General features: G+C 71.1%; 8 protein-coding genes. 5 read left to right on the top strand and 3 right to left on the bottom strand.

Going from position 1 to position 14,498, the window contains the following annotated elements; genetic code table 11:
• Positions 1–123 precede the first annotated feature (123 nt).
• From prfB to ACWFRJ_RS06530, 3 genes are all read right to left on the bottom strand, one after another.
• Positions 124–1,230: a peptide chain release factor 2 gene (gene prfB, locus ACWFRJ_RS06540; RefSeq protein WP_453525129.1), complete on the bottom strand. Its 1,107-nt coding sequence runs from the start codon at positions 1,228–1,230 to the stop codon at positions 124–126.
• Positions 1,231–1,459: 229 nt separating this feature from the next.
• Entirely contained in the window at positions 1,460–2,695 is a 1,236-nt protein-coding gene (locus tag ACWFRJ_RS06535) for a serine/threonine-protein kinase (protein WP_453525128.1), read from the bottom strand.
• A 152-nt stretch (positions 2,696–2,847) separates the two neighbouring features.
• Positions 2,848–4,515: a protein kinase domain-containing protein gene (locus tag ACWFRJ_RS06530; protein WP_453525127.1), complete on the bottom strand. Its 1,668-nt coding sequence runs from the start codon at positions 4,513–4,515 to the stop codon at positions 2,848–2,850.
• A 448-nt stretch (positions 4,516–4,963) separates the two neighbouring features.
• On the opposite strand from ACWFRJ_RS06530, the gene ACWFRJ_RS06525 reads away from it, so the two are divergent.
• The 5 genes from ACWFRJ_RS06525 (at position 4,964) to ACWFRJ_RS06505 (ending at position 14,453) form a co-directional block, all read left to right on the top strand.
• Positions 4,964–8,152: an FHA domain-containing protein gene (locus tag ACWFRJ_RS06525; RefSeq protein WP_453525126.1), complete on the top strand. Its 3,189-nt coding sequence runs from the start codon at positions 4,964–4,966 to the stop codon at positions 8,150–8,152.
• A 244-nt stretch (positions 8,153–8,396) separates the two neighbouring features.
• Positions 8,397–9,791 (top strand): ABC transporter substrate-binding protein, encoded by a 1,395-nt coding sequence (locus ACWFRJ_RS06520; protein WP_453525125.1) that lies wholly within the window; start codon positions 8,397–8,399, stop codon positions 9,789–9,791.
• 4 nt (positions 9,792–9,795) lie between these two features.
• On the top strand, positions 9,796–11,145 hold the full coding sequence (locus tag ACWFRJ_RS06515; protein WP_453525124.1) for a carbohydrate ABC transporter permease: 1,350 nt from the start codon (positions 9,796–9,798) through the stop codon (positions 11,143–11,145).
• Entirely contained in the window at positions 11,142–12,023 is an 882-nt protein-coding gene (locus tag ACWFRJ_RS06510) for a carbohydrate ABC transporter permease (RefSeq protein WP_453525123.1), read from the top strand. The genes ACWFRJ_RS06515 and ACWFRJ_RS06510 overlap by 4 nt, the downstream gene beginning before the upstream one ends.
• Before the next feature lie 180 nt (positions 12,024–12,203).
• Positions 12,204–14,453 carry a bifunctional glycosyltransferase/CDP-glycerol:glycerophosphate glycerophosphotransferase gene (locus tag ACWFRJ_RS06505; RefSeq protein WP_453525122.1) on the top strand — a complete coding sequence of 750 codons (2,250 nt, stop codon included), beginning with the start codon at positions 12,204–12,206 and terminating at the stop codon, positions 14,451–14,453.
• The last annotated feature ends 45 nt before the right edge of the window (positions 14,454–14,498 follow it).

The raw sequence follows: 14,498 nt of genomic DNA, 5'->3' as shown, positions 1-14,498 counted from the left end.
GCGCGAGCGATGTCTGAAATAGCAGCAGTTGACCGGCGTACGGAGATGTGACTGTGACGTAAAAGGCAACTGCCGCCTCTTGGGCGGCAGTTGCCTTACGTTGCCTTGTCGATAAAGCGGCGCTTACTTCTCCTGCTGCTTGCGCCAGCGAATTCCCGCTTCGAGGAAGCCGTCGATCTCGCCGTTGAAAACGGACTCCGGGTTGCCGACCTCGAACTCCGTGCGCAGGTCCTTGACCATCTGGTACGGGTGCAGGACGTACGAACGCATCTGGTTGCCCCAGGAATTGCCGCCGTCCCCCTTGAGGGCGTTCATCTTCGCCTGCTCCTCCTGGCGGCGGCGCTCGAGGAGCTTGGCCTGGAGGACGTTCATCGCGCTCGCCTTGTTCTGGATCTGCGAGCGCTCGTTCTGACAGGAGACGACGATGCCGGTCGGCAGGTGCGTCAGGCGGACCGCGGAGTCGGTCGTGTTCACGCCCTGGCCGCCGGGGCCCGACGAGCGGTAGACGTCGATGCGCAGCTCGGACTCGTCGATCTCGATGTGGTCGGTCTGCTCGACGACCGGGAGGATCTCGACGCCCGCGAAGGAGGTCTGGCGACGGCCCTGGTTGTCGAAGGGCGAGATGCGGACGAGACGGTGGGTGCCCTGCTCGACCGAGAGCGTTCCGTAGGCGTACGGGACCTGGACGGCGAAGGTGGTCGACTTGATGCCGGCCTCTTCCGCGTACGACGTCTCGTAGAGCTCCGTCTTGTAGCCGTGGCGCTCTGCCCAGCGCAGGTACATGCGCTGCAGCTTCTCGGCGAAGTCGGAGGCGTCCACGCCGCCGGCCTCCGCGCGGACGGTGACGAGAGCCTCACGGGCGTCGTACTCCCCGGAGAGGAGGGTGCGGACCTCCATCTCGTCCAGCGCCTTCTTGACGGCCGTGAGCTCGGTCTCGGCCTCGGCGCGGGTGTCCGGGTCGTCCTCCTCCTCGGCCATCTCGAAGAGCACGCTGAGGTCGTCGATCCTGTTACGGAGCGCCTCGGCCTTGCGGACCTCCGCCTGGAGGTGGCTCAGCTTGCTGGTGATCTTCTGTGCCGCTTCCGGGTCGTCCCACAGGGACGGCGCGGCCGCCTGCTCCTCGAGCGCAGCGATGTCTGCCCTCAGCTTGTCGAGGTCCAGGACGGCCTCGATCGACTCCATGGTCGAGGAGAGGGACTTGAGCTCTTCGGATACATCGACGACTGCCACGGGTCCAGCCTAACGGCTGGGGGCAAGCGGTCTTCCCTCGCGGCTACGGGGGCGTGGTCGCCGCCCCTGCCGAGCGGCTTGTCCGGGCCCGCCGTCCGGGCCGGGTCCTCCCGCGTCGGGCCGGGCCCGTAGGGGCACGGGCGCCGGGTTGCCCGCCTCGGGCCCTGTCTCCGCCTGCCGGTCCACTCCGGCCGAGCCTGTCCCGGGGGGGGGGGGGGGGAGTCCGGGGTCACGGTGTTGCGGGGGAGGAGTTCTTCTGGTCCTGGGGGGTCGCGTCCGCGTCGTCGCCGTTCGTGGCCGCCCAGGTACCGATGCCTGCCGCGGCCACCAGAACCGCCCCCGCCACGCCGAGCGTGATCCTGCGGCGGCGGGCCGAGGCGCGGTGGCGGGCGGAGCCGGGGCGGGCCGCGCCGGACGCGCGAGGGGCGCGAGCCGTGCCGCGGGCGCCCCCGGCGAGCTCGTCGGGGCCGGGCACGCGCATGGAGGTGTGCGTGTCCCGGTTCGAGTCGGGGGACGACCCGGGGACGAGAGGGACCGCGCCACGGCGTGGAGCGCCCGGGGCCGGCTCCGGCGCCGGCTCCTCCTGCGCCTCCTCCTCGAGCGGCTCCGTATCCGGCTCGTCCACGTCGAGCGGCGGCATCCCCGCCACCAGGGGCTGCAGCTCCCGCAGCCGCGCCGCCAGCTCCGAGGCGCGCAGGCGGGACGCCGGGGCCTTCGCAAGGCACTGGACCATCAGCTGCCAGAGCTCGTCCGGGATGCCGGGGAGCGGCACAACCGTTTCCGTGACGTGGCGGCGGAGCACCGCCCCGGGGTGGCCTCCCCCGAACGGCGTGAACCCCGCGAGGAGTTCGTACAGGACGGTCGCGAGCGCGTAGATGTCGACGGCCGCGCGCGGGGGCAGGCCCTCGATGATCTCCGGGGCGAGGTAGTCCGGCGTGCCGATGATCTTTGTGGCGCGGGTGCGGCGCGGGGAGTCGATCAGCTTCGCCACCCCGAAGTCCGTGAGGAGCGCGGGGTGCGAGCCGCCGGGGCCGAGCGGGCCCTGCATGTCGAGCAGCACGTTCTCCGGCTTCACGTCACGGTGCACGATCCCCGCTGCGTGCGCCGCCGCGAGGCCGTCAGCGACGTCCGCCACGATCGCCACCGCCGCCTCCGGAGCGAGACGCCGCTCACGGTCCAGGCGGGTGCGCACGTCCGTGCCGCGGACCAGGTCCATCACCAGGGCGAGGTCGTTGCCGTCGACCACCAGGTCGTGGACGCCCACCACGCGCGCGTGGTCGAGGCTGAGGAGCGCCGTGCGCTCCTGGACGAAGCGGCCGACGAGCTCCTGGTCGGACGCCAGGTCCTCGCGCAGCAGCTTGATGGCGACGGGACCCTCGGGTCCCTCGCCGAGCCACACCGTGCCGGCGCTGCCCCGACCAAGGATCTGGTGGGCGGTGTACCGGCTGCCGATCTTGCGTGCCAAGACTGCTCCTACGGATGCGTGTTGGCGACAAAGCTACGCGGCCTCGACGCCAACCTTCACTCCAGGAGCAGAAATCACCCTGCAGGTGTCGACAAATCCCCAGACTCGGTCGGGGATTCGCCCACCACTGATCGCAGGGCGGCCGGTCGCGGCTAGTTGCCGCCCACCTTCCCCATCCAGCTGGACACCGTGTCGTACCAGTCCGTCAGCTGTTCCCAGTAGCCCTTCGTCGTGCCGATCCACTCCTGGAGCGGGCTCAGCTCCCAGACGAGCCAGCTCGCCACGAAGAGGATGATGATCGTGAAGAGGCACCCCTTGAGGCAGCCGAGACCCGGGATCTTCATCCGGTTCGGGTTCGAGCCGCGCTGCCTGGGCTCACGCGGCGGCCGTCCCGCGGGCGGCTGCTGGGGCGGCGTCTGCTGCGGCGGCGCGTACTGCTGCTGCTGAGGCTGGGGAGCGTACTGCTGTTGCTGGGGACGCTGCTGGCGCTGCTGCTGCGGCGCGTACTGCTGGGGGCGCTGCTGCGGCTGCTGTTGCTGCGGGCGGGCCACCTGGCGCTGCGGGCGGCGGCGCAGCGGGTCGTCGTTGGGGTCCATGTACGACTGGACCTGCGTCTGTTCGTTGCGGTCCCGGGCCGCCCGCATCTGGTTCTGCCAGGGATGCTGGTCGTCCGGGGTGCCGCCGGGCTGGTTCGGCGGCACCGGCGGCATGACGGCCGTCGGGTCGGCCGCGCCGCGGCTGCCGCTGCCGGTGGGCAGCACCGACGTCGGGTCGGCGTCCCCGGAGCCATGGCCGCCGGTGTTCTGCATGACGCTCGTCGGCGCGCTGGGGTCGTACGACCCCGCGTTGTTCGGAAGCACCTGGGTGGGGTCGGCCGCACCGGCCGTGCCCGGCACCGCGGCGGGCGACGGGTCGGGCATGAGGAGGGCGCCCACGCCCTCCGCGGCGGCGATCTGCGCGCTGGACGCGTGCACGCCCACGCCCTCCGCGACGGCCCGCAGGCCCCGCGCGAGGTTCTCGGCGCTGGGGCGGTGGTCGGGGTTCTTGCTGAGGCAGCGCTCTATGACCGTCCACAGCGGGTCGGGGACCGTGGAGGGGCGGCGCGGTTCGGCGCTCAGGTGCTGGTGCAGGACTTCGAGGGCCGAGCCGCCGCCGAAGGGCGGGCTGCCGGTGACGAGCTCGTACAGGAGGATGCCCGCGCCGTAGATGTCGACGGCGCTGGTCTGCGGGCGGCCCTCGGCGGACTCGGGCGCCACGTACGCGGGCGTGCCGACGAATTCGTGGGTGCGGGTCAGACCCGGGGAGTCGGCGAGGCGCGCGATGCCGAAGTCGGTGAGCATCGGATGCATCGAGCCGTCGGCGTCCTGCTTGAGCAGGACGTTCGCGGGCTTCAGGTCGCGGTGCACGACTCCGTCCGCGTGGCTCGCGGCGAGGGCGTCGGCGATCTGGGCGGTCATGAGGGCCGCGCCGACCGGCGAGAACGGGCCGTTCTCACGGAGATAGCGGTGCAGGTCAGGTCCTTCGACCAGGTCCATGACGAGGGCGAGGAGCTCCCCCTCGACGACCAGGTCGCGGGTCCGCACGATGTTCGGGTGCGTCAGCCTGAGCAGGACGGATCGCTCGCGCAGGAAGCGCATCACGATGTCCGCGTCGTTGGCGAGCTCCTCCTTGAGGACCTTGATAGCGACGGTCTCGCCGGGCTGGCCCGGGACTGCCGCCTCGGCACCCGCGGTCTCGCGCTGGCGGGCCCGCCAGACGGTGCCCGTGGCGCCGCGACCGAGCGGCTCCTCGAGCAGGTATTTGCTGCCTACCGGCCGCACGTCAGGCTCCCTGCTGATCTACTGATCTGACTGGTCTGTCCGTACCCGGCTACCCGCCGGAGGGTGTTCCGACCCACTCTAGTGCCGCCGAACGGGGCACCGGCCGGTCTCATTCCGACCCGGCCACGGGGTGGCCGGGCAGCTGACCGGATAACTGTTCGGTGGAAAGACGCTCCACTGACGCCGTTGGTTGCCGATGGGCGTCGAATTGACCTTCGTCACGATGCGCCGACCGGTGATCGCAACGGTCCAAGCAGGCACTTTTCCGAGCAGAGCCGACCAATCAAGATCACTTACGGGTGGCCGCCGGGCGTGTTGTCAGCGGCAGGTGCGAAGATGCCTTCTTGTTACTGGCCGATGTGGCCGTGTGCGGTGGGGGGAATCACAGCGCGAGTACAGCGCGCGTCCCCGCGCCCTGCGGCAAGGGCAGAAGGGACCGCTGACGGCGATGCAGATCCGGCTGACCGTCCTCGGGCCGCGCAGCGGCCAGACCGCCGAGCCCCAGGGCCGTCCTGCCGTGCCGCGCGGCGCCTGTGACGTGCTGGTCACCGCCCCCGCGGGCACCGCGCTCGCCACTGTCGCCTCCGGCCTCGCCGCGGTCGTATCAGGCGGTGAGGGACCGGTCGTCCTGTACGCGGAGTCGGAGCGGCTCGACGCCCAGCGCTGCACCATCGGGGAGCCCCCGCTCATCGACGGAGCGGTGCTCTCGCTCGGCTCCCCCGCCGAGCCAGGACCCGAACTCGCATCAGCCGCCGCCCAGTTGCACGTCATCGCGGGCCCCGACGCGGGCGGCGTACACCTCCTGCACGGCGGCCAGATCCGCGTCGGCCGCTCGGGGGACGCGGACGTCCCGCTGGACGACCCGGACGTATCCCGACTGCACTGCGCGGTGACGCTCGCCCCGGACGGCCAGGTCACCGTCACGGACCTGGGCTCCACGAACGGCACGACGGTGGACGGCCGCGAGATCACCGACCAGCCGGTGCGCCTCTCCCCCGGCTCCCTGCTGCGGCTCGGCGAGTCGGCGCTGCGGCTCACCACCGGGGACGGGACGGGCGGCGCGCTGCCGACGGCGGCGGACGGCGAGGGGCACGTGCGCGTGCGGGTCGCCGCGAGCGGCCAGAGCGGCCCGAGCGCTGACGACCTCCGGAGTGCGCCCCCCGGAGCGGGCCACGCGCCCTCCGGCGGCACCCATCACGCCTACGGCTCCGCGGGCTGGGGTTCCGCCGGCGACGACGGCCGGGACGGGACGCAGGGAACGCAAGGGGAGTACGGCCGGACCTCCCTCACCGATGTGCCGCTCGTGCCCCAGCAGGGCGGCGCCCCGGACACCGAGAGCACCCGCCTGGGCACCCCCGCGCGCGGGACGACCGTGCCGCGCAACCTGCGCAAACGAGGCGGCCTCTCCGCCTGGGCCCGGCGGATCACGGGCGCCCGTGACGACGAGCCGGGGCAGAGCGGCTACGAAGACGACATGTACGAAACGACGGGGGACGGCGCCTCGCCCCCGCAACCGGCGGTTCCCACCCCCGAGGATCTCGCGGTGGCCGCCGCCGCGCGGACCCCGGAGTCCTGGCCCGACCCCGCCGCCCTGCTGCTCACGGCGCTCGGTCCGGGCCCCCGGCTCTGGGAGCGCGGGCCCGGCCACCCGGAGGCGCTCGCGGTCAGGCTCGGCACGGTCGACCGCACGGCCCCTGACGAGCGCGGCCTGCTGCCCGCCGTTCCCGTGACGGTCAGCCTGCGGGAGGCGGGCGCACTCGGCCTCGCGGGACCGCGCGAGCGGCTCACGGGGCTCGCCCGTGCCGTCGTCTCCCAGCTCGCGGCGCTGCACTCCCCCGACGCCCTGGAGATCGTGCTGCTCAGCACGGACCGGGCACGGCCCACACCGGAGCGCGCAGCCGAGTGGTCCTGGCTCGGCTGGCTCCCGCATCTGCGGCCCACGCACGGCCAGGACTGCCGCCTCCTCCTCGCCTACGACCGCGAGCAGGCGGCAGCGCGTACGGGAGAGCTGCTCCGGCGCCTCGAGGACTACGTGGCGGACAAGGCGTCCGCCGCCGAAAGGGCCGCCGAAAGCCCCGCCGAGAGCCCCCTGGACGCCGGGTCCCGCACCGTCGTCGTGGTGGACGGCGATCCCGGGTCCGCCGGTCTTCGCGAAGCCGTGACGCGGCTCGCGCGCGAAGGGGGCAGCGCCGGGATCCACGTCGTCTGCCTGGCGGAGACGCCCGCCGCGTCGCCCGCGTCGCCGGTGTCCGCCACGTACGAAGCCGCCTGTTCCGTATCGCCCGCCTTCCGCGCCTGCGGTGCCGTCGCGCTGCTCAGCGGCGACGTGGCGACCGCCCTTCGGCTGCTGCGGACCGTGGACGGGCATCCGGCGGGACACGGCACCATCGCGGCGGTGGACGCGGTGTCGCAGGCCTGGGCCGAGCGGTTCGCGCGCGCCCTGGCGCCTTTCCGCACGGACGGGGCGCCCGGCGACGGGCACGCGCGCGTGTCTGCTCCGTTGCCCCAAATGGCGCGGCTTCTCGACGAGTTGGGACTAGCCCGAGCCACGCCCGCGTCCCTGATGGCGCGGTGGGCCGCTGCCGCCGACGACGCGGAGGCGTCGGGCGGGCGGGCCTGGACGGTGCTCGGGGCCGGGCCGCGCGGGCCCGTGGTCGTGGACCTCTCCACCGAGGGTCCGCACGTGCTTGCCGAGGGCCCTTCGGGGAGCGGTCGTACGGAACTGCTGCGGTCCATCGCCGCGTCGCTGGCCGCGGCGGAGCGTCCCGACCGTCTCGGCATGGTCCTCATCGACGGACGGGACAGCACGGGGAGCGGGAACAGCGGGACGAACGGGGGGAACGTACGGCTGGTCGAGGGCCTCGCGGTCTGTATGGACCTGCCGCACGTCACCACACACCTGGCCGCCAACGACCCCGTGCGGATGCGGGAGTTCGCCCAGTCCCTGACCGCCGAGCTGAAGAGGCGGGCCGAGTTGCTCGGACGGCTCGGGTTCGCCGAGTGGCATACGCGGGCGTCTTCCGTCAGCGGTTCCGGCAGCGGCGGGGGCGATCTTGAGCCGCCGTCGAGTTCCACGATGCGGTTGCGGCCCGTCGCTGTCAGCAAGGGGGTCGAGCCCGGACCTCCGTTGCCTCGGCTCGTCGTGCTCGTCGATGACTTCGACGCGCTGCTCTCGCCTGCGCTCGGGTCGCCGGGGCGGCCTGCGGCGGGGTCCGTCGTGCGGGCGCTCGAGGCTGTCGCCCGGGACGGGGAGCGGCTCGGGGTGCATCTCGTCGCCACTACGGCTCGCAGTGAGCGGATGCCCGAGACCGAGCTGGGGCGGCGGGCCGCCGTGCGGATCGCTCTGGACGCGGTTTCTCCTGGGGCGGAGGAGCCTGCCCCGGGGCGGGGGGAGCTTCGTACCGCCGAGGGGCGGGTGAGTCCCTTTCAGGCGGGGCGGGTTACGGGGCGGATTCCTCGTACGTCCACCTTGCGGCCCACGGTTGTTCCTCTGGAGTGGGAGCGGATGGGCGACCCTCCGGCCCGCCGCCCTGTCCGTGAACTCGGTAACGGGCCTACCGACTTGGCCCTCCTCGCCAGCGCCCTGGAGCGGGCCGCGCGCTCTGTTGCCGCGGATCAGGTGCCGTCCCTTTTGTAGCTCTGCGTTGCTGCTTGTGCCGGGCGCCTCTTCTATTGGTGCCCGGCACTGCTGCGTTGCGCCCACCCGTTCCGCCCTGCGGAACGCCTGCCCACAACGAAGAACAGACCAGCTCATGACGGCACGTCACAACGCCATCACGATCAACCCGTTGTCATGGTTGGCGCTCTTGCCGCTTCTCCCCGCGCGGGCGTAGACAGGCCGCACGGACTCGCCAGGGACCAGGGAAGAGAACGGGGCAGTGATGCGCAGCACTCTTCGTACACGCAGGGCACCGCACCATCGGCGTACCACCGCCAGAATCGCCGCGGCAGTCGTCGCGAGCGCGCTCGCGCTCACCGTCACCTCGTGCGGTGGCGACGACAACAACGACAAGGACGGCGGGGGCAAGGCCAGCGGCAAGGAGAGCGGCGCCGCGGTTCAACTGCCCAAGCTGGACGGGCAGACCGTCTCCGTCGCCGCCGTATGGGGCGGCTCGGAGCGGAAGGTCTTCCTCAAGGTTCTCGACGAGTTCGAGAAGCGGACCGGGGCCAAGGTCACTTTCGTACCCGCCCAGGATCCCATCATCAGTTTCCTGGAGTCGAAGGTCGCGGGTGGTCAGCCGCCGGACGTCGCGATGCTTCCGCAGGTCGGCGCGATCAAGCAGGCCGTGGCCAACAAGTGGGCCAAGCCGGTCGGGCCCGCGGCGCAGAAGGAGCTCGACAAGAACTACGCGAAGGGCTGGCAGGACCTCGGTACCGTCGACGGCAAGCAGTACGGCGTGTACTTCAAGGCCGCCAACAAGTCCCTGGTCTGGTACAACACGCAGGTCTTCGACAACGCGGGCGCCAAGCCGGCCAAGACCTGGTCCGCCTTCATGAAGACGGCCCGGACCGTGTACGACTCCGGCGTACCGCCGATCTCGGTCGCGGGCGCCGACGGCTGGACCCTCACCGACTGGTTCGAGAACATCTACCTCTCGCAGGCGGGCCCCGAGAAGTACGACCAGCTCGCCAAGCACGAGATCAAATGGACGGACCCGTCCGTGAAGAAGGCGCTGACCACGCTCGGCCAGGTCTTCGGCACGAAGGGCTTCGTCGCGGGCGGCGCCGACGGCGCGCTGCAGACCGAGTTCCCCGTGTCGGTCAAGCAGACCTTCACCGGCGGCGACCAGCCCAAGGCGGGCATGGTCTTCGAGGGCGACATGGTCTCGCTGCCGATCTCGGAGACGAAGGCCGAGATCGGCACGGACGCCAAGGTGTTCCCGTTCCCCGCGGTCGGGGGCGAGTCCCCGGCGGTCGTCGGCGGTGACGCCGCCGTCGCGCTGAAGGAAACCAAGGGCGCCCAGGCCCTGCTCACCTATCTCGCGTCTCCGGACTCTGCCAAGATCTGGGCCGAGGCGGGCGGTTTCGTCTCGCCGAACAAGAGCCTCGACATGGCGGCGTACCCGAACGACGTGCAGCGGAGCATCGCCAAGGCCCTCATCGCGGCGGGCGACGACATCCGCTTCGACATGTCCGACCAGGCCCCGCAGGCTTTCGGCGGCACGCCCGGCAAGGGGGAGTGGAAGGCGCTGCAGGACTTCCTGAAGAACCCGAAGGACGTCGAGGGCACGCAGAAGGCTCTGGAGACGGCCGCCGCCAAGGCCTACAAGGACTGACGCGATGGCGTCCGCGAACGCCGGGGGCACGCCGAGCTCGGCGCTGTCCCCGGCTCCCAAGCCGCGCAAGAGCGTGACCGGAACGCACAGGGGCATGGCGGTGCTCTTCCTGCTGCCCGCCCTGGTGCTGCTCGGCGCGCTCGTCCTCTACCCCATCGGGTACTCCGTCTTCCGCAGCTTCTTCGACAAGTCGGGCGACTTCACGGCGTTCGGCAACTACAAGACCCTGTTCACGGACGACACCATCCTGACCGCGGTCAAGAACAACGCGATCTGGGTGGTCGTCGCCCCGACCCTGGCGACCGGCCTCGGCCTGATCTTCGCCGTGCTCACCGAACGGATCCGCTGGGGCACGGCGTTCAAGCTGGTCATCTTCATGCCGATGGCGATCTCGATGCTCGCGGCCGGCATCATCTTCCGGCTCGTGTACGAGTCCGATCCCGACCGGGGTGTCGCCAACGCCGTCATCGTGGGCGTGCACGACACGTTCGCCAAGTCGTCCTCCTTCCCGCAGGCGCATCCCAGTACGGAGTCGCCCCTGAAGTCCGCGGGCGGTGGCGCCTTCATCACGCGTGAGCCGGTCAGCGCGGGTTCTCCGGTGGCGCTGCCGCTGACCGGCGTGGCGCCGGAGAACATGCCGGACGACGCCAAGTCCGCGGCGGCCGCGAAGCCGGACCCCGACAAGGTCACGGGCACTGCCTGGCAGGACTTCACGCGCGGCAAGGGCAGGGGCGAGATGAACGCCCCGGACAAGACCGAGTTCGGCTATGCCGGGATCAAGGTCGAGGCCGTCAAGGACGGCAAGGTGGTGGCTTCGACCGAGGCGGCGGGCGACGGCACCTTCGCGCTTCCCAAGGAGGCCGACGGGGCTCAACTCCGTTTCCCCGCGTCGAACTTCCGAGAGCCCTACAACGGCGTGGACTGGCTCGGCCCCTCCCTCATCACACCCGCGGTCATCGGCTCGTACCTGTGGATCTGGGTGGGCTTCGCGATGGTCCTGATCGCGGCCGGGCTCGCGAGTGTGCCGCGTGAACTCCTGGAGGCGGCCCGCGTGGACGGCGCCAACGAGTGGCAGGTTTTCCGCCGGATCACCGTGCCGGTCCTGGCTCCGGTGCTCGCGGTGGTGGCGGTCACGCTCATGATCAACGTACTGAAGATCTTCGACCTGATCTTCATCATCCCGCCGAACTCGTCGAAGGACGACGCGAACGTCCTGGCCCTTCAGCTCTACAACTCCGCGTTCCTCGATGACGATTCCGGCGTGGCGAGCGCGATCGCCGTGCTGCTCTTCCTCCTCGTGATCCCGGTGATGCTCTTCAATGTCCGGCGACTGCGGCGGGAGCGACAGCGATGACCACCCAAGTCGAAGTGGTGAAGGCCAAGCAGTCGCTCGGCGGGCGGATCGCCTCCGTCCTGAGCGGCACCGCCGTACGCGTCTTCCTCGTCCTTGTCGGGCTCTTCTGGCTGGTGCCGACCGTCGGTCTGCTGCTCGGGTCGCTGCGCAGCTCGGCCGACATGGCGGAGAGCGGCTGGTGGAAGGTGTTCACCGCGCCGTCGCAGCTGACCCTCGACAACTACACGAACCTCCTCAAGGACGAGACGATCACCGACTCAATCCTGTCCAGCATCACGATCACCGTCCCGGCGACACTGCTCGTCGTGATCATCGGGTCCCTCGCCGGATACGCCTTCGCGTGGATGGAGTTCCCGGGGCGCGACTGGTGGTTCCTCGCTGTGGTGGGGCTGCTCGTGGTGCCCGTGCAGGTGGCGCTGCTCCCGGTGTCGAAGATCTTCGGCGCGATCGGCATCTTCGAGACGACGGTCGGCGTGGTCGTCTTCCACGTGGCGTTCGGTCTGCCGTTCGCGATCTTCCTCCTGCGGAACTTCTTCGCGGAGATCCCCCGCGAACTCCTGGAGGCCGCACGCCTGGACGGGGCCGGTGAGCTGCGGCTCTTCTTCCGGGTCGTGATGCCGCTCGGCGCGCCCGCGATCGCCTCGCTCGGCATCTTCCAGTTCCTCTGGGTCTGGAACGACATGCTGATCGCGCTGATCTTCGCCGACTCCAAGAATCCGCCGATCACGGTCGCGCTCCAGCAGCAGGTGCGGTCGTTCGGCGACAACGTGCAGATCCTGGCGCCCGGCGCGTTCATCTCGATGGTGATCCCGCTGGCCGTGTTCTTCGCGTTCCAGCGGCAGTTCGTGTCCGGTGTGATGGCGGGCGCGGTGAAGTAGCCGGTCGGCCACGGATAGGCGCATGCGTTCGACGACGAGTGAGGCGGCCCACGAGGACGGGGGCCGCCTCGCTCACGTCCGTCCCCCGAACGCGGGTCCCCCGGATGCCGCGTCGGCGTAACCCGACCGGCGGTCGGGGCGTTGCCGGGCAGTACGCCCCCGCCGACCCATGGATGTGCCTTGCCCCGGTTCAGTGTCATCGTGCCCGTGTACAAGGTGCAGGCGTATCTGCACGCATGCCTGGGATCCGTCCTCGGTCAGTCGTTCACGGACCTCGAACTGATCGTGGTCGACGACTGCTCACCCGATGCGTGCGGCGCCCTCATCGACGAGTGCGCGGCCGGTGACACCCGGGTGAGGGCCGTCCACCTCAAGGAGAACGTGGGCCTTGGCAGGGCCCGCAACGCGGGCATGGAGCATGCCACCGGCGACTACCTGATCTTCCTCGACAGCGACGACACCCTCACCCCGGACTCCCTGCACGCGATCTCGGACCGCATCAAGGAGACGGACGAGCCGGACGTCCTGATCTACGACTACGCGCGCGTGTTCTGGTCGGGCGAGGCCGTGCGCAACCAGTTCTCGGGGCTCCTCAAGGAAGACGGCGACGTCCCCTTCCCGCTGAGCGAGAGGCCCGGCCTGCTGCGGCTCCTGATGGTCGCCTGGAACAAGGCCTACCGCCGGGACTTCATCGAGCGCGAGGGCTTCACCTTCCCGCCCGGCCTCTACGAGGACACGCCCTGGACGTACCCGGTCCTGATGAAGGCGGGCACGATCGCCACCCTCGACCGGGTCTGCGTGCACTACCTCCAGCGCCGCCGCGGCAGCATCCTGCGCACCACGACGCGTCGGCACTTCGACATCTTCGACCAGTACGAGCGGGTCTTCACGTTCCTCGACCAGCACCCCGAGCTCTCGGCGGCCTGGCGGCCCCTCCTCTTCCGGCGGATGGTCGACCACCTCTCGACGGTCTTCACCAAGCGCGACCGCCTCCCGCGCGGCAGCCGCCCCGCGTTCCTGCGCAAGGCCCGCACCCACTACCGCCGCTACCGCGTCCCCGGCGCACGCCCGCGCGCGAGCACCCGGCTGCGGCACGGCCTCGTACGCCTGGGCACGCACCGCACGTACCGCACCCTGTGGACGGCGATGCGCCTGAGAACCAGGGCCGCGCGGTACGCGGCCACCGCGCGGCGCCGCTCCAAGGGCGCCGTGCTGCAATTGCACTACCGCATCCAGCTGCACCTGCCGGTCCGCGCCGACCGTGCCGTCTTCTCCTCGTACTGGGGACGCGGCTACGGCTGCAACCCCGGCGCCCTGGAGGCCGCGCTGCGCGAGCACGCCCCGCACATCCGCACCGCGTGGATCGCGGACCCGGTCCACCACCACACCCTGCCGACGGCGACGCGCAGGCTCCGCCCCGGCACGGCGGCGTACTGGACGGCCCTTGCCCGCTCCAAGTACCTCGTCAACAACGTGAACTTCGACCGCAGGATGGTCAAACGCCCCGGCCAGATCATGATCCAGACCCAGCACGGCACCCCCCTGAAGCTGATGGGCCTCGACCTCCAGGACCGCCCGGCCGCCGCACGGGGCATGGACTTCGCCGCGCTCATGCGCAACGCCGACAAATGGGACTACCTCCTGTCGGCGAACCGGCACTCGACGCTGGTCTGGGAGCGCGTGTTCCCCGCCTCCTACACGACCCTGGAGTACGGCTACCCGCGCAACGACATCTACCAGCGGGCGAGCTCCGCCGACGTGGCCCGCCTGCGCGAGACCATCGGCATCCCCCGGGGCGCCGTCGCCATCCTGTACGCGCCCACCCACCGCGACTACCGCCACACGCAGCTGCGCTCCCTCGACCTGGAGCGCGTGCTGCACAACCTCGGCCCCCGCTTCGTCATCCTCACCCGCGCCCATCACTCGTACGGGGCACCCATGGCGCCCTCGGCGGGCCGCCTGATCGACGTCTCCGACCACCCGAGCGTCGAGTCCCTCTGCCTGGCCTCCGACGCCCTGGTCACCGACTACTCCTCACTGATGTTCGACTACGCCAACCTCGACCGGCCCGTCGTCCTGCACGCCGAGGACTGGGAGGCGTACGAGGCGACCCGCGGCACCTATTTCGACGTGCGCCGCTTCCCGCCGGGCGCGATCGCCCGCAGCGAGGACGAGCTCACCGACATCTTCGCGACCGGGCACTGGCGCGGCTCGCGCTCGGCACAGCTGCGCGCGGCGTTCCGAGACCGCTTCTGCGTGTACGACGACGGGCGGGCGGCTGAACGGGTTGTGAGGCATGTGGTGCTCGGTGAGGCAGGGGGTCTACCGTCTGTGGCGCCACTGGCGGACCGGCACCCGGCGCCTGCCGCGGGGAGCGCCGATGAGCCGCTGCCTCGGGCCGACGCCTCCCGGCCCACTCGACGCTTCTGACCGCACCGCATCCCGCCGCACCGTGCTTCCGGCGCCCCCACGCGT

It is taken from the genome of Streptomyces sp. NPDC055239, from assembly GCF_053606205.1.
Note: the sequence above shows the minus strand (reverse complement) of the source record. Positions and strands in the feature narration are given on the sequence as shown.